Source organism: Vibrio sp. 1249-1 (assembly GCF_033340495.1).
In genome coordinates this window covers 1-22,513 of record NZ_JAWOWJ010000006.1, presented here as the reverse complement: position 1 = coordinate 22,513, position 22,513 = coordinate 1, and the positions used below count along the sequence as shown (strand labels likewise).

General features: G+C 46.1%; 24 protein-coding genes. 1 reads left to right on the top strand and 23 read right to left on the bottom strand.

The annotated features are described in order from the left end of the window. Position 1: 1 nt before the first annotated feature. From fliR to R7Z50_RS12530, 8 genes are all read right to left on the bottom strand, one after another. Complete coding sequence (gene fliR, locus R7Z50_RS12565) at positions 2-784, bottom strand: flagellar biosynthetic protein FliR (RefSeq protein ID WP_005384463.1); 783 nt, start codon at positions 782-784, stop codon at positions 2-4. Positions 785-792: 8 nt separating this feature from the next. Continuing rightward, positions 793-1,062: a flagellar biosynthesis protein FliQ gene (gene fliQ, locus R7Z50_RS12560; RefSeq protein WP_005380488.1), complete on the bottom strand. Its 270-nt coding sequence runs from the start codon at positions 1,060-1,062 to the stop codon at positions 793-795. 24 nt (positions 1,063-1,086) lie between these two features. Further along, a complete protein-coding gene (gene fliP, locus R7Z50_RS12555; protein WP_005380487.1) occupies positions 1,087-1,956 on the bottom strand; it encodes a flagellar type III secretion system pore protein FliP in 870 nt (289 codons plus the stop codon). Beyond that, a complete protein-coding gene (gene fliO / locus R7Z50_RS12550; RefSeq protein WP_025767169.1) occupies positions 1,943-2,356 on the bottom strand; it encodes a flagellar biosynthetic protein FliO in 414 nt (137 codons plus the stop codon). Before fliO ends, fliP begins: the two co-directional genes overlap by 14 nt. Before the next feature lies 1 nt (position 2,357). Next, positions 2,358-2,768, bottom strand: coding sequence for a flagellar motor switch protein FliN (gene fliN / locus R7Z50_RS12545; RefSeq protein WP_005380479.1), 411 nt, complete (start codon positions 2,766-2,768; stop codon positions 2,358-2,360). Positions 2,769-2,826: 58 nt separating this feature from the next. Further along, positions 2,827-3,873 (bottom strand): flagellar motor switch protein FliM, encoded by a 1,047-nt coding sequence (gene fliM / locus R7Z50_RS12540; RefSeq protein ID WP_005380478.1) that lies wholly within the window; start codon positions 3,871-3,873, stop codon positions 2,827-2,829. 7 nt (positions 3,874-3,880) lie between these two features. Beyond that, positions 3,881-4,384 (bottom strand): flagellar basal body-associated protein FliL, encoded by a 504-nt coding sequence (gene fliL / locus R7Z50_RS12535; RefSeq protein WP_005380477.1) that lies wholly within the window; start codon positions 4,382-4,384, stop codon positions 3,881-3,883. 85 nt (positions 4,385-4,469) lie between these two features. After that, the gene (locus R7Z50_RS12530; RefSeq protein WP_318149111.1) at positions 4,470-6,341 is read right to left on the bottom strand and encodes a flagellar hook-length control protein FliK; all 1,872 of its coding nucleotides are present in this window, start codon (positions 6,339-6,341) and stop codon (positions 4,470-4,472) included. A gap of 280 nt (positions 6,342-6,621) precedes the next feature. On the opposite strand from R7Z50_RS12530, the gene R7Z50_RS12525 reads away from it, so the two are divergent. Further along, positions 6,622-6,936, top strand: coding sequence for an NIPSNAP family protein (locus tag R7Z50_RS12525; RefSeq protein WP_033907108.1), 315 nt, complete (start codon positions 6,622-6,624; stop codon positions 6,934-6,936). A gap of 40 nt (positions 6,937-6,976) precedes the next feature. On the opposite strand, the gene fliJ is transcribed toward R7Z50_RS12525, so the two are convergent. From fliJ to R7Z50_RS12450, 15 genes are all read right to left on the bottom strand, one after another. Next, complete coding sequence (gene fliJ / locus R7Z50_RS12520; RefSeq protein WP_005380474.1) at positions 6,977-7,420, bottom strand: flagellar export protein FliJ; 444 nt, start codon at positions 7,418-7,420, stop codon at positions 6,977-6,979. 6 nt (positions 7,421-7,426) lie between these two features. Then, complete coding sequence (gene fliI / locus R7Z50_RS12515) at positions 7,427-8,746, bottom strand: flagellar protein export ATPase FliI (RefSeq protein ID WP_318149110.1); 1,320 nt, start codon at positions 8,744-8,746, stop codon at positions 7,427-7,429. Positions 8,747-8,749: 3 nt separating this feature from the next. Next, positions 8,750-9,550, bottom strand: a complete 801-nt coding sequence (gene fliH, locus R7Z50_RS12510) for a flagellar assembly protein FliH (protein ID WP_005394317.1) — start codon at positions 9,548-9,550, stop codon at positions 8,750-8,752. A gap of 71 nt (positions 9,551-9,621) precedes the next feature. Continuing rightward, positions 9,622-10,677: a flagellar motor switch protein FliG gene (gene fliG, locus R7Z50_RS12505; protein ID WP_005380470.1), complete on the bottom strand. Its 1,056-nt coding sequence runs from the start codon at positions 10,675-10,677 to the stop codon at positions 9,622-9,624. Then, entirely contained in the window at positions 10,670-12,412 is a 1,743-nt protein-coding gene (gene fliF / locus R7Z50_RS12500) for a flagellar basal-body MS-ring/collar protein FliF (protein WP_005380462.1), read from the bottom strand. Before fliF ends, fliG begins: the two co-directional genes overlap by 8 nt. A gap of 14 nt (positions 12,413-12,426) precedes the next feature. Next, positions 12,427-12,738 (bottom strand): flagellar hook-basal body complex protein FliE, encoded by a 312-nt coding sequence (gene fliE / locus R7Z50_RS12495; RefSeq protein ID WP_005384482.1) that lies wholly within the window; start codon positions 12,736-12,738, stop codon positions 12,427-12,429. A gap of 122 nt (positions 12,739-12,860) precedes the next feature. After that, positions 12,861-14,270 carry a sigma-54-dependent transcriptional regulator gene (locus tag R7Z50_RS12490; RefSeq protein ID WP_005394318.1) on the bottom strand — a complete coding sequence of 470 codons (1,410 nt, stop codon included), beginning with the start codon at positions 14,268-14,270 and terminating at the stop codon, positions 12,861-12,863. A gap of 36 nt (positions 14,271-14,306) precedes the next feature. Then, positions 14,307-15,338 carry a sensor histidine kinase gene (locus R7Z50_RS12485; RefSeq protein ID WP_005380459.1) on the bottom strand — a complete coding sequence of 344 codons (1,032 nt, stop codon included), beginning with the start codon at positions 15,336-15,338 and terminating at the stop codon, positions 14,307-14,309. 199 nt (positions 15,339-15,537) lie between these two features. Beyond that, positions 15,538-17,004 carry a sigma-54 dependent transcriptional regulator gene (locus R7Z50_RS12480; RefSeq protein WP_005384490.1) on the bottom strand — a complete coding sequence of 489 codons (1,467 nt, stop codon included), beginning with the start codon at positions 17,002-17,004 and terminating at the stop codon, positions 15,538-15,540. A gap of 287 nt (positions 17,005-17,291) precedes the next feature. After that, positions 17,292-17,702 (bottom strand): flagellar export chaperone FliS, encoded by a 411-nt coding sequence (gene fliS / locus R7Z50_RS12475; RefSeq protein ID WP_005380457.1) that lies wholly within the window; start codon positions 17,700-17,702, stop codon positions 17,292-17,294. Between the two features lie 12 nt (positions 17,703-17,714). After that, the gene (locus R7Z50_RS12470) at positions 17,715-18,020 is read right to left on the bottom strand and encodes a flagellar protein FliT (protein ID WP_005380456.1); all 306 of its coding nucleotides are present in this window, start codon (positions 18,018-18,020) and stop codon (positions 17,715-17,717) included. A 3-nt stretch (positions 18,021-18,023) separates the two neighbouring features. Beyond that, positions 18,024-20,018: a flagellar filament capping protein FliD gene (gene fliD, locus R7Z50_RS12465; protein WP_005384492.1), complete on the bottom strand. Its 1,995-nt coding sequence runs from the start codon at positions 20,016-20,018 to the stop codon at positions 18,024-18,026. Positions 20,019-20,039: 21 nt separating this feature from the next. Continuing rightward, entirely contained in the window at positions 20,040-20,474 is a 435-nt protein-coding gene (flaG, locus tag R7Z50_RS12460; protein WP_005384493.1) for a flagellar protein FlaG, read from the bottom strand. A gap of 92 nt (positions 20,475-20,566) precedes the next feature. Beyond that, positions 20,567-21,697 carry a flagellin gene (locus tag R7Z50_RS12455; protein WP_005380449.1) on the bottom strand — a complete coding sequence of 377 codons (1,131 nt, stop codon included), beginning with the start codon at positions 21,695-21,697 and terminating at the stop codon, positions 20,567-20,569. Between the two features lie 288 nt (positions 21,698-21,985). Further along, positions 21,986-22,513: flagellin (locus R7Z50_RS12450; RefSeq protein WP_256964111.1), on the bottom strand; the 528-nt coding region annotated here is incomplete at its 5' end.

Genomic DNA, 22,513 nt, shown 5'->3' with positions numbered 1-22,513 from the left:
CTTAGCACTCCAAGCGAATAAGCCGACAAATCTGCGCCTCACCCACTGTCCAGAACATTTCATAATGACTGTATAGACCAGCCAGTATGTACCAACAAAGTAATAGACCCACCATCAAAGCAAAAGCAAAACCAAGCGAGAAGATATTCAGCTGTGGTGCGGCACGGGTCATTACACCAAACGACAAGTTAATGGTCAGTAGCGCAATAATGCCAGATAGAGACATACTCAGTGCCGTTTGGAACATAATACCAAGCCAGCCTGCCATTTCACGGAAATCAACCGCGTTGAGCGAGCCGGAGCCAATCGGCAAAGTTTTAAAACTGAACACCACCAATTGCAGCATTTTTAAGTGTCCATCGGTGGCAAGGAAAAACATTGTCGTTAAGAACATGAATAACTGGCCAAGCAATGGCGTGTTCTGACCATTTGCGGGATCAACCATAGAAGCAAAGCCCAAACTTGATTGCATACCCAATATTTGACCAAGTAGGACAAAGGTTTGAATCATAAATTGAGTAACCATACCCATCGCTATGCCGATGATCATTTGCTCGGCAATGGTCATGAAGCCACGAAACGAGAGTAGCTCAATGTCTTGAGGTACGGCGGGGATGGCTGGCATGACAGCGAAAGTGATGGCTAAACCGAGGTAAAGGCGGATTCTTGGCGAAACAAATCGGGCCCCGGTTACTGTCATCACCATCAACATGGATGAGATACGAACATAGGGCCAGAAGTAGTTTGCGATCCAATCTAAGACAACGCTAGTGGGGTACTCCATAGGCGCCTCTAATAAAGCACCTGAGGTAAGCGTTCAATCAAGCCATAGAAATATTCCATCAACATTTGCGTCATCCAATGCCCAAACAGCATCAGGGCCAAAAGCGTGACAATCAAACGCGGTAGGAAGCTCAATGTTTGTTCGTTGATGGATGTCGCAGCTTGAAAAATCGCGACTACAAGGCCGATAAGCAAGCTTGGGATGATAATAGCGCAGACCATGATAAGCACCATCCAAAGTGCTTCACGGAAAAGCTCGACAAACATTTCTGGTGTCATGTCTTATCCTCTATCTGCGCTTATCTAAAGGGCAAAGCTGCCCGCAAGTGTCGAGAGTATCAAGTTCCAACCATCGACCAATACGAACAACATCAACTTGAACGGCAACGAAACAATCATTGGTGACAACATCATCATACCCATTGCCATCAGTACCGAAGCGACTACAAGGTCAATAATCAAAAACGGCAAGAAGAGCATAAAGCCAATTTGGAATGCAGTTTTTAGCTCTGAGGTGATAAAAGCCGGAATCAACACCGCCATCGACACATCTTCTGGATTCTCGACTTGCTCTCCTGACATGGTTACGAACGTCTCCAAATCTTTGATTCGGGTCTGCTTAAGCATAAATGCTTTCATTGGCGCTTGTGCAGCATCAAACGCTTCTCGCGCCGTGACTTGCTCGTTCAAATAAGGCTGAACAGCTTTGTCGTTGATTTCGTTCAGGACAGGAGACATAACAAAAAAGGTCAAAAACAGCGCAATACCAATAATAACCTGATTAGAAGGCGTTTGTTGCAAACCCATTGCCTGACGCAATATCGACATCACCACCACAATTCGAGTGAACGAGGTCATCAGAATCACCATGGCAGGCAAGAAGCCAAGCATGGTCATTAACGCTAAAATTTGTAGTGTAACCGAGTAGTCTTCACTGCCATCAGGGTTCGTGGTCATGGTGAATGCTGGAATACCACCGCCACTAGAAACGGACATAGCACGGCTAGCACCAGTATCACTTTGCATAGCCTGAACTGTAACACTACTTCCATCGGCTAAGTTATCTGGCAGCGCTGACTCCTCTGCTTCAGCAAAGGTAAATGAAGAAAACAGCACGCCGACAAAAAGTAACAACGTACTCAGGAGCAAACGAATTGGATTACCCTTTGTCATGTTTTTTGATCAGCTGGCTAAATTGAGTCGCAAAAGCATTGGTCGCCAACTCTTCCTCTTTCAGTGGCTTATCTAACTTGGCTAAAGTTTGGATCGATTGGCTAGTAATCCCAACCAAAAACTGTTCTTCACCCACTTGAACTACTGCGATTCTTTCTTTTGTACCCACTGGCAACTGACTCACTATACGCAAGCCCTTTTGTTGTCCCATCGCTGGCACTTGCATACGTTTCAGCAACCAAGCCAGCAAAAGAATCACGCCGATTACAAGCACAAGCGAGCCAAGTGTCGTCGCAAGATCCAGATTATTTGGTGCGGCAGCAAATGCACAAGGAGCACTTAGCATTAAGCTCAGTGCTCCAGTGATTTGCTTCAATCGCATTTTGATTGAACGACTCATCTTAACGCAGCTTCTTAATTCGTTCAGTTTGGCTGATCACATCCGTCAAACGGATACCAAACTTATCGTTGACGACCACGACTTCGCCGTGAGCAATCAAAGTACCGTTAACCAATACGTCGAGCGACTCACCGGCTAAACGATCCAACTCAACAACCGAACCTTGGTTAAGCTGCAACAGGTTCCGAATGCTAATTTGAGAACGACCGACTTCCATCGAAATCGTCACCGGGATATCCATAATAGTGTCGAGTTTACGACGCTCATCTTCGCTAATTGGGCTTGAAGTGTCTTTTAGCTCTTCCAGTGGCGCAGCCAATACTTCATCTACGTCTACAGAAGGGGCAGACGGGTCTTCGCCAAGAGCGGCTGCCCATTCGTCTGCTAGCTTTTGATCGTCACTTGGTTCCATTTTTCTATCCTGTGTTACGCCTTACTCATGCCATAGCATGTCTATTTAATAAGGTATCTTAATGGTCTATATCGTCTTCACTCTCAAGCTCGGACATGATGTCTTTACCTAAGAAAGCTAAATCTGTTTTGACGACATGTGGGCGCTCAATTTCCTCAGAAATTTGCACCGCTAATTTGTCTTCCGATCGACCCATTTTTACGCGATAGGTCGGTAGGTCTTCTACAAACATCGTCGCATGTTCTGGCATTTCAATCGGGATGATATCGCCCGGTTGCAGCTCCATGAGATCACGCAAAGAAATGTCTTTTTCGAGCAAGTTCACGCGGAAGTTAACCGGACAATCCATGATCTCTTCACGTAGTGCTGAGCTCCAGCGAACGTCCGTTTCCATCTTGTCGGACTGAACACCTGCATCCAATAGTTCACGGATAGGCTCAACCATGGAGTAAGGCATAACGACATGAAAATCGCCGCCACCGCCGTCAACTTCTATATGGAATGAACTCACGACAATCACTTCTGTCGGGCTGACAATGTTTGCCATGCTTGGGTTTACTTCAGAGTCGAGATATTCGAACTCTACCCCCATCACTGGCGACCACGCTTCTTTATAATCTTCAAATACAATTTTCAGTAACAACTGAATGATGCGGCGTTCCGTTGGGGTAAATTCGCGGCCTTCGATTTTGGCGTGGAATCGACCATCACCGCCAAAGAAGTTTTCTACCAGAATAAAGACTAAACGAGCCTCCATGGTGATCAACGCAGTGCCTTTTAACGGACGAAAACGCACCATGTTCAAACTGGTTGGCACGTACAATGTGTTCTGGTATTCACCAAACTTCATCATCTGCACGCCATTGATCGACACCTCTGCCGTTTTACGCAGCATATTAAACAGACTAATACGCATGTGCCGTGCAAAGCGCTCGTTGATAAGTTCGAGCGTCGGCATTCGACCACGTACGATTCTGTCTTGCGACGAGAAATCAAAATTGACGGCACCCTCAGTGTCGTTTTCTATCGGTTCATCGACGTCATCAACATCGTCAACCCCATGCAATAGCGCATCAATTTCGTCTTGGCTTAATAGATCGGTCACGTTTTACCTATTGAATAACAAAATCTGTAAACAGTACTTTTTCAATCACTGGCTTACCGACCGCAGCATTCAGCGCTGCTTTGATATCTTCGGAAGCACGATCGCGCAATTCCACTCGTCCTGTAGGAGAGCGCAATTGATCAACCGTCGCGGAAGCAAACGTTGATAGCATAGAGCTTTCAATCAGTGGCGAATGATACCGCGCCAACTCTTCATTTTCTGCACCGCGAACCATTAACTGCGCTTTAATTTGAACCAACCTATCGCGGCTATCCCCAGTAACGTTAAATACAAATGCCTGAGGAAGATTCACATACGCGATGGGCGCAGCATCCGATGCCTTCACTTGAGCCTGTTGAGACGATTCAGCCTGAGCAGGTTCATCAGAGCCCATTAGAAAAAATGCCGCTGCCCCGCCACCAAGTAGTAATACTACAACAGCGATGATGATGATAAGTAACTTGCTTTTTCCTTTCGGCGCATCGGCCCCTTGTAACTGTTCTTCTGCCATTCTTGTCTCTTATTGTTCTTTTGAGTTACCAAGACGTTTTAGTAAGTTGCTTGGTAACCGTATTCCATTGCCGTTAAACGGCCTTTTATGCGTAAAAACTAATTCCATCACGCTTTGAAGCGACATTCAAATCCAGATTGACATCAGATTCAAAACCCTCTTCGGACTGTCCAGAAAAACCGCCACTTTGCGCGCTTTGACCATGTTGTTCAGCAGTATACCTACCTTGCTGTTGCCCGCTGTTTTGTTGCTGGACGGAAGAATCAGCCAGCTGCATACCTTGTTGCGCTAGCATTTCTCTCAAACGAGGGAGCGTCTGTTCAATAATGTCACGAGCTTGCGGGTTGTTCACTGTAAAATGTACATTGGCAACGTCGTTATTCATGGTCATACGAATTTGCATACGACCTAACTCTGGTGGATCAAGACGAATATCGAGATTTTTCAGATTCTTCGACATCATCATTTGCACTTTTTCCGCAACTTGCTCGTTAGCTAGCTCTTTAGTTAGTTGCAACGGAAGCTGAGCTTGTTGTGCAGCATCAATACGCGCTTGTTGCTGCACATTAATTCCTTGCTGACCTGCCATAGCCTGAAGCTGTCCAGCGAAGCCATGTTGGAGGTCCGGCTTATCTTGTTTATCCGCAGTCGCCTTTAGCGCACCAGTCGCCAATGCTGCGTTCATCACTTTCTGGCTAATCTCTCCGTCTTTCACACCCTGAAGCGACGTCGGCACTTGCGCGGCTATCAACATATCGGGCGTTGGAGATAATGCGACTTTATCTCCACTATGAGCAGTTTGTGGCTGGGGTACTTGAGCCGCTGTATGCTGGATTTGCTGAGACACTGCCATAGGTCCAGCCTGGCGAGTTAAATTATGTTGTACTTGTTGCTCTGCGAGAATCTGTTTAATGTCATTAGGGAGCGCAACAAATTGGGCAAGGTCTTGATCAGGAATATCCGCCGTGATCCTTCCATGTTTCAACCCTTCAATGATCTGAGCTTCTTGCTGAGTCAGTGCTTTTCCTTGCGCCAACTTGGTATCTATAATTTCAAGTTCATCCAAGGAGACTCGTGGAAGCGCGTCGATGTTGGAACCATCAACGTCTGTTAACAACGGCGACAGATCATTAGCTACTTCACCACTGACTGCGCTCTTAGCCGTCGGATGGCTGGCTTGTTTCGCTAGCTCTTGCCAAGCAGCAAACTCAGGCGAAAGTTTGTCGACATCGATAGGTTGACCATTCTTATCTAAAATTGGCTCTAAGTCTTGTCCTGGGATCATCTGTGCTTGTTCAAGCGAATGAACTGATGGCGTTTCATTCAAAGCCAGCTCATCAAGGTGTGTCGAAACGGTTGCTTGCTCGTGGAACGAATGCACTAAATTCGCGCTCTGAGGCAAAACTTTGCCACTATCGATGGATGCATTACTCGCATTCAGGGTTTGATTCGCTTGTTCAATTCGACCAAGAAGCTGTTGTCCTTCGCCCATCGTGCTTTTTACGTCCACTGTATTTGATGGGTTGCTCGTATCGATTGATGTTGATTTCACTTTTTCAATAGCTTCAACATCATTCTCCAAAGGTGTGCTGTTACTCGCCTTTTGTAAACTTGCTTCTTCACTTAAGGTTGCATTCGGTTTGTTTGCTGATATTTCATCAAAACCATGGGTCTCGTCACTGACGGATCCTTGGCTTTCTTGCGCCAACAATTCGTCCGAGACGTTAGCAGAAGAAGTACTGCCTACATCCGCTCTTTCTTTTTCTTCAACCACTGTCGATTCTGTTGCTACTTTTTCGGGCTTTTGTTTACCAGCAAACGCATCGGTTAACGTTTCTAAAAATCCCTTGCTCTCAGTGCTCTCAGTGCTCTCAGTGCTCTCTGCGGACGCTTTAGCGGACACATCAGAAACTGGCGTCTTGGTAGTCGCAGATACATGGGACAAATTCACACTCATTTAGAAACTCTCGTTCTCGTGGCTCTGAGTATATCGCTGGCAGGCAGCAATACTGGCGGCAAACTAAGGTCAAAAAGACCCGACACTGACAGCTAAAATGCAAAAATCACACCACAATATTGGGCCAATTCTCGGCAAGCTAATAGATGGCATGTTTATGGAACAAACATCAACAATACTATCCGATAACCTGGTTCCTAACATGATGTACAGCTACTTGATTGACTTTGAAAAACGATAAGCGTAAACAGACACTTGGCTTAACAATTAAGGAATCACTTTGAAGATCACAGAATTACGCCAATATAGAATCAGAGCAGGCAAAACAGAACAGTGGCTAAGTTGGATGAAGGAAGAACTGTTGCCCTATCAACGCTCACAAGGCATGCGTGTACTGAATACTTACGTCCACACTGGTGATGATGGACATGACTATTTTGTTTGGCTTCGAGAGTTCGACAATGAACAAGCACGCCAGGCTCTCTACGAAAAAACATACAACGAGTGGTGGGTTCGCGAGATTCGACCGAAGGTATTTGAGCTAATTGAACAAGACTCAATCAAAGTTACCTTACTTGAAACGGTAGAGATGTAGTCAACTGCAACACCGTAATGCAATATCGAACCGATAACCTTTAGAAACGATGTGGTTTTCGACTGTAAAGTAAGGTGGAAAACTCGTCCATTTGCTTTTGTTCGCGCTTAGCTTCAGCAAGTTGTTTCTCTTTTTCGCGTTTGTCTATCATCCACTCATAGGATTTGCGTTCTTTACGCACGGTTAACCAATATTCTTTACAGTTTTCAACCTGCTCTTTGAAATGACTTTCTGCTTGCTTTTGCTTAGATAAAGTTTCATCTAGCTGGGTAAGGAATCGATTTAGGTGTCCATATTGACTTGCCGTTAGGCCCGCCTGACCACGGTCGACGAGTTGCTGGCAATAATCAAGCCGATACTTTTCAATTTGTTCAACCTGACGGTAATAATCTTCGAGTTCAGAACGCGCTTTGTTCAGTGCAAGCACAGCTTGGTCTTCACGATCCTTAGTTTGCTCAAGTAGAAACTCCATCGCATTATTCACGCGCTATCACCCACCCAAAATGTTTCTAAGCATATTGACGCACATATCGTATGGCACCGATTCTTTCATGCTCTGCTGCAAGTATTCGTCTAACTTCGGTTTCAAAGTAAATGCGCCATCAATAGCAGGATCGGTACCCGGTTTGTACGCTCCAATCGAGACCAAATCTTGATTCTTGCGACAAATAGACAAGACCTGTCGCACCGCTTTTGACATCAGAACGTGCTCTTCGGTCGTGATTTGCGGCATAACACGGCTCACCGACTTCTCGACATCAATCGCCGGATAATGGCCTGCATCCGCCATTTCACGAGAAAGTACAATATGGCCATCAAGAATGGCTCGCGATGCGTCCGCTATCGGATCTTGCAAATCATCCCCTTCGGTCAACACGGTAAAGAACGCCGTAATCGAGCCTTGTTCGGCACTTCCATTACCCGCTCGCTCAACCAGCGCTGGCAGCTTGGCAAATACAGAAGGCGGGTAGCCTTTCGTCGCTGGCGGCTCACCAACAGAAAGTGCGATTTCACGCTGTGCTTGTGCAAAACGAGTCAACGAGTCCATCAATAGCAGAACATCTAACCCTTGGTCCCGGAAGTATTCAGCAATCGTTAATGCCGTTTGGCACCCCTTTAAGCGCATTAGAGGTGAAGCATCGGCAGGCGCCGCGACCACCACTGAGCGGCAACGACCGTCCTCACCCAAGATCTCTTCGATGAACTCTTTAACTTCACGTCCACGCTCACCTATCAGGCCGACGACCACAACCTGTGCGGTGGTGCCTCGCGTCATCATGCCAAGCGTGACCGATTTACCCACACCAGAACCTGCAAACAGACCGATACGCTGACCTTTACCAACCGTCAACAAACCATTGATGGCTTTTAGGCCAACATCGAGCGGTTCAGAAATTGGCTTTCGAGCCAACGGGTTAATTGGTTCGGCATTAAAAGAGGCACGGTGATCGGTATACAAAGGGCCAAGTCCATCAAGTGGATTCCCAACCCCGTCTATCACGCGCCCAAGTAACTCCATGCCGACAGGCAAACCAGCGTCACTGGTTAAAGGGGTGACTCTCGCGCCAGGTAAAATGCCCGTAATTTGTTCGCTTGGCATTAAAAATAGGTTGTCACCTGAAAAGCCGACAACCTCGGCTTCCATCTGACCTGACATGGTTTCCACTAAGCATAAACTGCCAATTGGTGCGCGACAGCCGGTCGCTTCCAACGTTAACCCAACCACACGCACCAGTTTGCCAGAGGCGACAGGACGCGTCGTAAGGCCTTCAACTTTGTAGCTTTTTAAGCGGTCAGAGAGTGCTTGCATGGATTACTCGCCCTCTTGATGACGGTTTGCGCCACAAAAGCTGTGCAATACGCTTTTGACGCGTTCTTCCATGCGATAATTAATGCTTGATTCACCGGCTTCAATCTGGACGTCACCTCGATTGAGCGATGGCTCAGCAACTAACGTCCAGTTGCGACAATTAAGGTCTTCTTCACCATAAGCTGAACGAATAATCGCGACATCTTCTGGATTCAGGTGCAAGGTAATAGGGTGGCCTGATATTGGTAGCGCTTCAACCGACTGCTTCACTGTATCTAAAATAATTTGAGGGTTGGTTTGTACTTCAACGTGCACCACTTCTTTAACTAAACAGAGCACCATATCCACCAGCTGCTTTTCAACCTGAGCATTCATCAGCTCCAAAGGTTGAGCAAACTGATTGGCCAAGTTCATAAAAGTTTCAACTTGCTGCTGAATGTATTCTTGCCCTGCAGTTACCCCTTCAGCTTTTCCGAGCTCGAGACCTTCAGCATGGCCGGCTTGCAACCCTTCTTCTTTACCTTTGTCGTAACCTTGCTTAAAGCCAGCTTCCTGACCTTGATGTAAGCCTTCTTGATAAGCACCTTGCTTAATCAGTTCAATTTGTTCTTCGGTTAGCGCAAGTGGCTGCTCTTCTTCAGGCTCATCAAAATTCGGCACCCACCCCGGGTCATAGTTGAACGCGGTTTGTTTTGCTTGTTTGGCTTTAGGCTCGCCATAATCAGGCAGCCCCCAACGTTGAGGTTCGATCATCGAATCATCTTCATCAGGACGGATAAATCCACGTTTTCTATCGCCAGCCATGGGTTACCTATTGTGTGTTCGATTAAGAAGTGAGGGTGCTCCGCAATAGGATAATTGCGAAGCAATAGAAATTATAAGAATTCGTCAGCACCGCCAGACAACATGAGCTCACCAGCATCCGCCATTCGACGGGCAATTGCTAAGATTTCTTTCTGAGCGGCTTCTACATCTGCCACTCGTACTGGCGGCATCGCTTCTATGTCATCACGCATCATATCAGCAGCACGTTTAGACATGTTCTTGAAGACTTTCTCACGTAACGAGTCATCTGCACCTTTGAGTGCTTTTTGCAACACGTCTTGTGGTACGTCACGCAGCAACTTCTGAATACCTTGGTCGTCCACTTCGACTAAGTTTTCGAAGACAAACATTAGGTCTTGGATTTGCGTCGCCATGTCTTCGTCCTGATCGCGAATTTGTTCCATCAACAAACCTTCGACGTTGTTGTCTAGGTAGTTCATGATCTCCGCTGCTGCTTTCAGGCCGCCAATTTTGGCTGCTTGTGCACCCGCTTGACCCGCGAACTGTTTCTCCATGATTTCGTTCAGCTCTGCCAATGCTGATGGCTGAACTTCTTCAAGGTTGGCAATACGCATCATCAGATCCAAACGCACGCGCTCAGGGAACTGAGACAAAATCTCTGCAGATTGGTCTGCTTCTAAATAAGACAATACGATAGTTTGAATCTGTGGGTGTTCATTGACAATAATGCTCGCCACTTGGCGTGGGTCCATCCATTTCAAAGAATCCAAACCTTTTGAGCCCGTACCAAGTAGGATCTGGTCAACTAAGTTGTTGGCTTTGTCTTCACCAAGAGCGGCAACCAGTGCATTACGCATAAAGTCTTCGCTGCCCATACCAATGTTGGTGTATTTCTGGATATCCTCCAAAAACGCACGATGAACAGCAGATACCTTGTCTTGGCTGAGATCCTTCGCGCGAGCCATCGCACTACCAACACGCTGAACCTGTTTTGGTTCTAGGTGACGGATAATGCCAGCTGCATCTTGTTCATTAAGGCTCAGTAGCAAAATTGCCGCTTTTTCTTCGCCAGTAATGGTTGAAACATCCAGCTCTACTGGCATTCCCGCGGCGTTGTCATCTTGAGGTACGATATCATTAGCCATTGTCATTCATCCAGTTTTTCACTACTTGAGCAGCCAGTTCAGGTTCATTCGCAACCAGAGCGCGAACCGCTTTCAATACATCTTCATCTTTATGAAGGTTTGGCAAATCAATACTTGAGCCAAACTCGAACAGTTCGCTGCTTTCGATGTCACTGCCAATCAAGCTAGTTTCACCATCCGCACCAATCGGCAAGCCGTCTGGTCCGTACATTTCGTCTTCATCATCGCTGGTAGGGTTAAGCAATTTCTTCATTGCTGGGCGAACCAGAACCAACACAACCACAATAATCACTAATGCACTTGCGAACCAACGAACCCAATCACTGAAGTTAGGGTGCTCCCAAATTGGTGGTTCTTCTAGCTGCTCAGCCTCTGGCTCAGCAAACTTTACACTCAATACATTTAGCAAATCGCCACGGCCTTGATCAAAGCCAACGGTACCAATTAATACTTGGCGAATGGCATTGATTTCAGATTCGGACATTGGGGTATAAGTCACTTCACCCGTATCAGGGTTAACTTGACGACGGTCTTTAATCGCAACAGAAACGGTCTGACGAGCCACCGTCCCGGTCTGCTTTCGCTCGTGGCTGATGGTGGTATCTAGCTCAAAGTTACGCGTGGACTCTTTACGAACTGAACCCTGCCCCATGACAGAACCATCTTTCATTTGAGCCACATCTTGCGGAATTGAGGCATCCGCTGGAGGCTGATTACTCAACGCACCCGGAATACCCGCTACCATGTTACCGTTATTGTAATCTTCGAGTGCGTACTCACTGCGGGTCGCAGGGGTATTTGGATCAAAGCGTTTGCGGGTTTGTTCAACCGCACTGAAGTCCATTTGGATATCAACCTGCGCCGTATAGTTGCCATAACCTAAAATGGGTAATAGTACGGAATCAATTTTTTCGCGCAGCGCTTGTTCTTGGCTGCGTTCTAATTCTTGTTCTTTGCGTCGCGCCGCAGAAGCGGGATCTTGGGAGCCTGAGCTGAGTAAGCGGCCATGCTGATCTGTGACGGTAATTCGAGAAGTTTTCATTCCCGGCACAGCACTAGCCACCATGTCGACAATAGAATCCACTTCTTGCTGCTTAAGGTTAGTGCCTGTCGACAATGTCAAAAATACCGACGCAGACGCTTCTTGGTTATGACGCACAAACACGCTGTGCTTTGGCAGTGCCAATAACACTCGTGCTTTGCGAACTTGCTTCATCTCTTCAATTGCTTGAGCTAATTGGCGCTCTCGACTGAGTTTCAGACGCTCTTGCTCAAGACGTTGTGAAACACCAAAGCCCATGTCTTGCAGCAAAATATCATCGCCTGCTTCTGTAGCTTGGTTAACGCCGGAACGAACCATGCCAAGTTTGATCGAGTTGTACTCACTCGATTCAACAGAAACAGTATTGCCATCAAGCTTATAATTGATTTTCTGCTGGTCCAGATAATCCAGAACGGGGATCAATTCTTCGGTCTCATACGCACCAAGTGGGCGCATCTCCGGTTCTTTGACCCAAAAGAACAGCATCACGATCAATGCAACACAGATGGATATCGACAGCACAAGCACAACCTGACGAAGTAAATCGAGGTCGCCCACTGCCATATCGAATTTTGACGCACTGCGCTCCTCTAGATCTGGATTTTGACTTTCCACATCCACATCGGAACTTGCTACCAGTGCACCATCTGAGCCGCCTTCAGTGACGGTTAAATCTGTAGACTTGTCTGCCACACTTATTACCTAAATTACACTGGCATGTTCATGAGGTCTTTATATGCCTCAACGAGTTTATTGCGAATTTGAACCGTCGCATCAAAAGCGACACTAGACTTGTTACGAGCGATCATAACGTCAGAAAGGGATACATCGGCATCACCACGATCAAAACGGGTTTGTAAATCACCAGATGCTTTTTGAAGTGTGTTCACGTTATTGATGGCTTTAGTTAGGAGATCGTTAAAATCCGCTCCAACTTTCGCCCCACTTGCAGTAGGAGCCGTATTGGTTGCTTCTACCATCATGGCGCGCATTTCTGCCTGAATACCATCAATTTTCATTAGCACCTCTAAGCCAAAAGATTGACTATTAACAAAACTGATTATTGACACAGCAATTAACGTGCCATAAGACATTAGCAATCAATTTACTTACACTTTTTGTCTTATGGCCGTTGTCTGTGTTAATTCGGGATATCTATACCAGCATCACGCATTTTGGCAAGCTTATAGCGCAAGGTTCGAGGGCTTATACCCAGTTTCTCCGCCATTTCTTTGCGTCGACCATTACACTCAACCAAAGTCTCCAAAATAATGGCGTATTCTTGATCGCGCAGCTCGCTGCCTAAGCCTTCTCCACCAGTTACTGGGCGGCTGACACTCTCAGCTTGAGCAACTGGCTTAACATTGGGCACGACCATATCTGCGTTTTGCACCACGTGTTGCAAGCTATTGGCATCTTGCCAATCTACGCCCTCAAGCAAAATGTGCTCTGCATCGATGTCGCCATTTTCACTTAATATCAGCGCTCGTTGAACCACGTTATCCAATTCACGAACATTACCCGGCCAAGGGTATTGCAATAGTTTTTCTAACGCAACGGTCGAGAATTGAGGCACTGGCATGCCCATTTTGCTGCAATGACGCTCAGCAAGATGCTTGGCAAGCGGTGCAATATCGCCTTTACGTTCTTTAAGTGCAGGCCACGCAATTGGGAATACATTCAGGCGGTAATATAAGTCCTCTCTGAAGTTTCCTTCTGACACGTATTGCTTAAGATCACGGTTACTCGTCGCTAACACACGAACATCTAACTTGATGCTTTTGCGACTGCCTAGGCGCTCTACTTCTCGCTCTTGCAAAACACGCAACAACTTCGCTTGCAGGTTCAGGTCCATTTCGCTGATTTCATCAAGCAAGATTGTGCCACCTTGCGCTTGTTCAAACTTTCCTGGGCATGCCTGAACAGCACCAGTAAATGCGCCCTTTTCATAGCCAAACAGTGTTGCTTCGAGCATATTGTCAGGAATCGCGGCACAGTTAATTGCGACAAAAGGACCATTTTTACGATTTGACGCGTTGTGAATATAACGCGACATCACTTCTTTACCTGAGCCACTAGGACCTAGCACCATAACATTCGCATCTGTACGTGCCACTTTATCGGCCAACGCGAGTAAACGTAGACTTTTCTCATCAGCAACGATAGCGTCACCGTTGTCATCACTTTTTATCGGTGCATAACGACTGACCATATTTAGCAACACTTCTGGTGCAAATGGTTTCGCCATGTAGTCAATTGCGCCATCTTTCATTGCAGACACGGCATCTTCAATGTTGGCGTACGCCGTCATTAGCAATACTGGTAAGTTAGGCCAATTCTGCTTGATGCTTTTGAGCAGAGCTAAGCCACCCATACCCGCCATTTGCACATCAGAAACGACGATATCAACTGTATTCGATTTCAGCTTTAACAGTGCATCTTCAGCACAGTCCGCTTCCAACCACTCATACCCTGCCAGAGCCAGAGTATCGACTAGGGCTTCACGAAGACCTTCATCGTCTTCTACGATCAGCACTTTGCTTTGCGCCATTATGATTCTCCAGAAATTGTTATTACCAAAAGCCGCTTATTGCGCTTCTGTTTGCACTCGCTCTAGCGGAATGCACATGGTGAAGCAGGCTCCATCACCCTGCTCTGAAATAAGTTCCAATCGACCGTCATGGGCACGGCAAACCATTTGAACAACTGCCAACCCTAATCCAGTTCCTTGAGAACGTGTGGTAAAAAATGGCTCCATGATTTTGGCTTGCAGCTCTTCGGGCACACCCGGTCCGCTGTCTTGCACAGAAATGCGTAACTCACCATTTACCGGGCGGAAAAAAATATCGACTTGCGATTCTTTACCAGACATTTGAATCGCATTCATGACCAGATTACTTAATGCAGATGCAATGGCGTTCGCATTGCCTAGTAGCTCAGTTTGTTCTTCTTCCACTTCTAGGCAGTAATCAATACTGTTGTTTTTTAGCGCGGTTTCGACCATCGGCTGATATTCCGCTACCAACTGGGCAATCGTAAATGGCTTAATGACTTTATTATCACCACCTTTAGCAAAAAGCAGCATATCATTAACCTGCTTTTCCAAATCGTGCAGTCGATCCATTAATTTGGTTTGGAAGCGATCTTTTGTCGCTGGAGGAAGATTTGGCGCTCCCAAATTGGATGCATATAACATAGCGCTCGACAGCGGCGTTCTTACTTGGTGAGCAAGCGACGCAACCATACGTCCTAACGACGATAAGCGCTGTAAATCACTGACACGAGCTTGAAGTAAACGGGTTTCGGTTAAATCGGTAATCAGGATCAATTGACCTGTTGTGGACGCCGAGATGGCGAGTCGAACTTTACGGCCATTACGTAATGAAACTTCGTGGCCATCATCTTCACGTGGGTCAAACACCGCCTGGATAACGTTGAACCATTTTTCGTTAACCAGTGGAATCTCAAGAATTCGGTGCGCTTCTGGATTTGCTTCACGCACTACTCCGTACGTATCGAGCAAAATCACTCCAGCAGGCATCACATCGAGCACCTGTTTGTAGCGCTCAACCTGATTCTCTACGGAATCTAAATGGGATTGATTGGTGTTGTTATCCATTACTGCCTGTCGAAATATCGCCGCTAAAACTAAAATAGCTTGGTAAGCAATTAGCGTACCAAGCTATTTTATATATTTATCAGGACGTTAAGCTATCGACAATAAGTTGACACTCAGAGGTGACGGTTTTGGATGCCAGAAAAACGATGTTAACTAGCACAAGTGATAATTCAGATATCGTCTTAAAACTTCACTTTACCTAGCGCTGTAAGTTGTACTTACGCATTTTTTCCACCAGCGTAGTACGTCGCATACCCAGCATGTCGGCCGCTCTTGCTACAACGCCACCCTGCGCTTCTAATGCTTGGCTGATCATATTAACTTCTAAATCAGCCAGCAGCTCTTTCAAATTAACCCCTTCCGGTGGCAGCGCTTGCGGGGCGTTCATGCTGTGATCAAGGTCGTCTTGATCTTCAAAGCTAAAATCTTCAGAGAAGATATCTTGGAATACATCACGCTCTTGCTCTTCCACCGAAACAAATGGATTGCTCTCTGGTTGGAACTCTGGGATGTCACTGTAGCGATATTTGGTTGGTAGATGGTTTACATCCACTAAGCTATTTGGATACAGAATAATCATTCGCTCAACAAGATTAGCCAACTCGCGTACGTTGCCCGGCCAGTTATGCTCCATCAGTGAGTTGATTGCACGAGGTGTAAAACAGATAGGTTGTCCGCCCTCCGCCTCTAAACGTGTCATCAGTTCTTGCAGCAGCAATGGTATATCTTGTTTGCGCTCTTTCAGCGCTGGCATCTCAATCGGAAACACGTTCAGACGATAGAACAAGTCTTCTCGGAACGTGCCTTCTTCAATCATATTTTCTAGATTACGGTGTGTCGCCGCCACAACTCGAACATTTACCTTGATGGTACTATTGCCACCTACACGTTCAAAGCAGCGTTCTTGCAATACACGAAGCAACTTTACTTGCATCGACATTGGCATATCGCCAATCTCATCAAGAAAGATCGTGCCACCGTCTGCGAGCTCAAATCGACCTTTACGGGCAGTTAACGCACCAGTAAACGCGCCTTTTTCGTGACCAAATAATTCGCTTTCTAGGAGCTCAGGCGGTATTGCACCACAGTTAATAGGTACAAATGCGCCATCGCGGTATGAAGAGTGATAGTGGATGTTACGCGCAACAACTTCTTTACCTGTACCGGACTCACCTAAGATCAACACGTTTGCTTCCGTGTTTGATACTTGCTCGATCAGGTGTCGAACTTCTTGAATACCTCTACTTTGACCAACTAAGCTGCGAAAAAGCGTGTTTTTGCGTGCACTAGCAACAACATTCACTCCTTTTCGCCCCAGAAAATCTTTGCAGTGGCGTAACGCTTCACTAAGCTGTGGGTAATTAAGCGGCAGCTCTAGTTCACCAACAAAATTTGGAAGATCATCAACAGGCAAAGGAAAACGGCCCATGACTAGAAGAGGGATGTGGTAAGCGCTGTTTAAATGAGAGATAACCGTACTCGCCGCTTGACCTGCTGGAATATTACCAACAATACAGCACGACCATACGCTAGACCAATCAACATCGCTGAGCTGATCAGAACTGACCGCTTCGCAATTTTCTCCAACAAATTCCAATATATTGCTTAAATTTAAACGACTTGATGCGTCATCATCAATTACAAGCAGCTTTGCCAAACCATGCATAAGTAAGAATGATTGCCTTTATTTTAGGTGCGTTGCGGCCAAACCTTGATTTGCGCAATTGGGTGCTAAAGAAGGCAGAACCACCACACTCAATTTACGATAGACAAAATAGGAAAATCAGCAACAAAAAAGCCATTAGGGCTACTAATGGCTTCTATTTTATTTGAATATAAAAATAAGGCAACCAAGCAATGGAGAGGTGTGAGCTTGATAGAAACTTTGCTACACAACTCGTTGCGCAATTGACAAATATATTCGTCTAGTATCTTAACGCATTGTTTTGACTATTAAATACCAACTTCAGCAGCGGTAAGATTATGAAACTCTGTTGGGATTTGGTCCCAAGCGGACTTGATCTCACGGATAATGTCGATAACGTCGTCGATCAGCTGAGGCTCATTTTGATGGTTAGCAGCAGAAATTTGCGTGATCATAAACTCATACAGTGAATCTAAGTTTGAAGCAATATCACCACCGTCATCCATAGATAGACAGCTGCGTAGCGCGATAATGATGTCTAACGCTTTACCCAAGCGCTCACCTTTTGCTGGAATATTGCCTGCTTGCATGGCTGCTTTACCTTGAATAAGGCGCTCAATCGCACCAGCCATAAGCATTTGAATGACTTTGTGCGGAGAAGCCGCGCTAAGCTGGCTGTCGACTGATACCTTTTTGTATGCTTGCAAAGAACCGCGCATAGTAATCCTCTTTTAAATAAATTTTTTGTACTGCTGAAGTGAACGCTGGCCATAACGAAACTTATGGAGCTCTTTTCCGACCTTTGACGTTTCCGATTGCATCAGCTCGACAATTCTTTTGGTACGAGTTAGCAATGCTTGCCACTCTGCATCCTGCTTAACCAAAGGATTTTGATGAATAATTGGTAACAGGTTTTGCAATAACCGTTCCCTGATATCGACCAAGCGAAGAATTTCTTCAGCATTAAAATCAATTTTTTCTAATTCTTGCGTAATTAGTTGATCTATATCACTAATTTCCATGAGTTCTTTTTGCATTTATTAACCCAACGCACTCATCAAAGCGCCTAACTGGCCTTGCATTTTACCGGTCGCATCTTGCATCGCGGTAAACTTCGCATGAGTACGCTTCTCTAGGCTTTCCATGCGGCGATCTAATGCCGCTTGATCGTCACTCAAACGGTAGTTTTGTTCTGTGAGACTTTTTTCTCGAGTACGAATACTGCCTGTAATACCTGTGATACCGTGAATCGCATCTTCTACTCGTTTAGCAAAACCTGTGTTGCCACCGAAGAACTTTTCTAACTCGTTGAAGTTATTGTTCAACTGGCGGTCTAGCATGTCATAGTTGATTTCTAGGGTGCCTTGACGTGTGGTCGTAATGCCAAATTCTGTTAAGGACTTTAGGTTTTCAGGTGCTTTATCGATTCGAGTAGAAAAGACCGATTTTAATCGTGAATCTGCACTGCGTACGGTGCTGTCACCTGACAACGGCCCTTTTTGGCCAGTTACCGGATCCACACTCGCCAACGCTTGGGAGGTTTGATAAAACGAGTTATACGCTGCCACAAAGTTTTCGATATCGTTGCGTACACTTTGACGGTCGTACTCGACACCAATTTCAGCAGGCGGTTTATTCGGTTCTGATTTGCCTTTTAGTGTTAAATCAACACCTTCGATCGCATCTTCAATCACATTGTTGTGGCTAGATAGCTTTGCCACGCCATCAAGCAGAACTTCTGAATCTTGCCCTGCTTGTACTTCTGTCATCCCAAGGTATTGTTCAAAAGCAGATTGTGCCTTTGCGATTTTCGCTTCTGCTTCATCAATTTTTTCCAGACGCTCACGTTCTTGAGGATCAAGTTTAGCGCGATGAATTTGCTTAGCTTGCGCTTCGGAAAGTTCACCACGTGCCACTTTTTCGTCTAACGCTTGCTTTTCACTCGCAATTTTTTGCTCGATTTCCGCTTTTTCTTGCTCAAGAAGCTGCTTAGCCTCTTTCGTCGTAACGTAAGAATCGGTTAGGGTGCCCGATGCGGCATTATTCCAGCCTGGTACATCTGGTGCCTTCTCTATTGCCTTTTCGTCGAGTTCAAGCTCTGGTTCTTCATAAGAGTCCAACAAAGTACCTGACGCAGTTTCTGTCCACCCTGGAATTCTGTCTTCAGGGCGTAAGCTCGCGCGTCGGTTGGCTTCATCAATGGCTTCTTGACCAGCTTTGGCTGCTTCTGCACCCGCCGCAGAGATTGGCGCTTGCGATGCATCATCTTGTACATCGTCTGCCGCTTTTTGCTCTTCTGGAGGTAGAGGATTGCCGTTTGCATCCAGCTCTTCTGCTGGTTGTTCCGGAAATTTAAGAGGACCTAAGACATCTTCCGCCGCTGAACGAGCTTCTTCAAGCGCGTTGACGCGGTCTTCAAGTGTTTGGTATTCGAAATATTTAAGAGGGTTGCCTTTTTCTGCCTCCACACTGACTCTGATTTGATGATCCTTACCAGAGAGGTTAGAAGCAAGGATAAGGCGTGGACCTTCGACGTCGTTAATAAGAGATGCACGAACGCCAGGGTTATCTTTAGCGCCATTGATGCCACGTACGACATCGATGAGCTTAGATCGGGAACGAACATCGATATTAAAACGCTCATCACCAAGCGAAATCTGCAGCTTACCAGGGCCAAATTTTGCGTCTTCTGGCAATACGTCAGAAGCGACTTTATGGCTCTGAGCAAGCTGCAACACATCGATAGCATATTTGCCAGCGATAGCATCTGTGGTTGCCGTGGCAGATACGATATTGTCATTGGTCGTTTCGACAGTGCGAACGGCAAATGCTTTCTCCTGACGAAAGTTCGCCATGAGATTTTTCATCGTATCCAATGATTCTCTGAGTCGCCCGTAAGCACTGATACTGGCATTAATTGTCGTGCGTTCGTTGTCGATGCGTTGCTGCTTTGGTACGCGTTCGGCATCCACAATTTTGCTGACCATGGAATTAATATCCATGCCGCCAGACATCCCCAAAGGGCCTAAACTCATCAAATCACCTCTAAAAACGACTTACACTTTTTCAGTCAACAACCCGCTGTTGGCTGTGTGCTCAGCTAGGCGACGCAATACCACTAGCATTTCTTCATCAGGAATTTGACGAATCACGTCACCGGTATTGGCTTCATAAATCGTCACCACATCTCGTCCGGATTCTTCATCCACTCGAAATGCGACTCCTTTGTTTATGGACGTTACAAATTCATTCATTTGTGCGACCAATTTTTCACGTTCTTCTTTGTTCAATTCTTGACGGCTTTCAGCCATCTCGATCGCAGCTTGAACAGAGAAGTCGTATTCGGTGTTTTTCGCTTTTTGCGGCGAAATCTCACCATTTGAATTTGCTGGGCTAGACGTGCCTATATCATTGCCATTTTTATTTGCAAACTTTGTGCCATTTGGCGTGCCGTAAGGCTGGATGTTCGATGCGTAGGAGGATATATCCATTACAATCTCCCTTCCACCTTATGGGCTAACGATAGAATCTATCGCTTTGGTGCCCCAGCACTAAGGTGTTGACCTCAGGCTGGGTTTACCACTTAGCCCAACAAGCTTAGCGCTGCAGATGGAGACTGCTTCGCTTGAGCCAGGATTGAAGTACTTGCTTGCTGAAGAATTTGCGACTTAGTCATCGCAGTGGTTTCCTTCGCGTAATCAGTATCTTTAATACGGCTTTTAGACGCGTTAACGTTCTCGTTAATGTTGTCTAGGTTGCTGATTGCGTGGTTGAAGCGGTTTTGGAAAGCACCGAGTGAAGCTCGTTGGCTGTCTACGGACTTAAGAGCGCCGTCGATAACCGCTACTGCTTCTTGAGAGCCAGCTACTGTGGTTACGTCGATGTCTTTCACTGTTACGTCTTTCGGACCACCAAAGCCGATCTCGTCTGCTAGGTTGCCAGAAAACTCAACATCACCTTCAACTTTTTGAGAAGAAGCAAATACTTGTAGTTTGCCATCTTCGCCAACAGAGGCTTTTACATCATCGTTTTGACCGTTGATGTATGTCGCTAGCTGTTCAATATCATCGCCTTGCTTAGCGCTGATTGATAGCTCTTTCTCTTCACCCTGCTTGTTGGTGTAGCTCATTTTGAACTCTGTTTTCTCACCAACAGTCCAAGATGCGTCTTTACCCTCTTCTGCTGCGTAGCTCTTACCACCCATTGCTGAAGTGTCTGAGCGTAGGTTACCCATAGAAAGCATCACTGCTTCACCTGAGTCCGCACCGATTTGGAAAGATTGAGTACCGTAAGTACCGTTTAGAAGCTTGTTACCACCGAAAGAGGTAGTTTCAGCAATACGGTTTAGCTCGTCGTTTAGCGCTGTTACTTCTTCTTGGATCGCTACACGTTCTGCTTTTGAGTTAGAACCGTTCGCAGATTGAAGCGAAAGATCACGCATACGTTGTAGGATGTTGGTAGATTCATTCATTGCACCTTCAGCAACCTGTGCAATAGAAATACCGTCGTTTGCGTTTTTCACTGCCATGTCTAGGCCACGGCTTTGTGCATTCAAGCGGTTTGAAATCTGTAGACCTGCAGCATCGTCTTTCGCGCTATTGATTTTATAACCCGAAGACAAACGCTCCATTGATTTTTGTTGACCGTCAGCTGCCTGGTTTAGGTAACGCTGTGCAGTCATCGCAGAAACGTTAGTATTAACGTTAATCGCCATAATTGATCTCCTTAAGGCTTTAGTGAATGTACCGTCGTGTCTCTCACCTCACTTAGGTACATCTCATTTCTCTCAGTCCCTTTAACGGCGACCGATGAATATCCTTTAGAAGAAATTTTCAATTTTTTGCGATTATTTTCTTTGGCTTACTGAAATGTGATGAAGCTCTAATGTCGTGATTCGCAGAAATCCTGGGGCCCCAAAAGACAGAAAAAAACCCAGCCGAAGCTGGGTTTACTCGCTCATCTCTCACCACGAGCCAATGAGGTTCTCGTCTTAGGTTTGAAATTAACCTAGCAGACTTAGCGCTGAGTTTGGCGCTTGTTTCGCTTGCGCAAGGATTGAGCTTGACGCTTGCGATAGAATTTGTGACTTGGTCATTTGAGTCGTTTCTTTCGCGAAGTCAGTATCTTTGATACGGCTCTTCGACGCATTCACGTTCTCGTTAATGTTGTCCAAGTTGCTGATTGCATGGTTGAAACGGTTCTGGAATGCACCCAGCTCTGCGCGGTGGCTGTCTACGTATTTCAGTGCCGCATCGATGATAGCAACAGATTCTTGTGCGCCACCGACTGAGGTTACGTCAATAGTATCTACCGTCACTTTTTTACCTTCGCCCAAACCTAGCTCACCAGATAGGCCGCCTGAAAACTCGACTTCGCCTTCGACTTTGTTGTTGCCAGCAAAGATTTGCAGTTTACCGTCTTGGTCTACAGAGGCTTTCACTAGGTCAGTTTGGCCGTTAATGTAAGTCGCAAGCTCTTCGATATCGTCACCCGCTTTTGCGCTGATGTTGATTTCTTGCTCTTGGCCGTA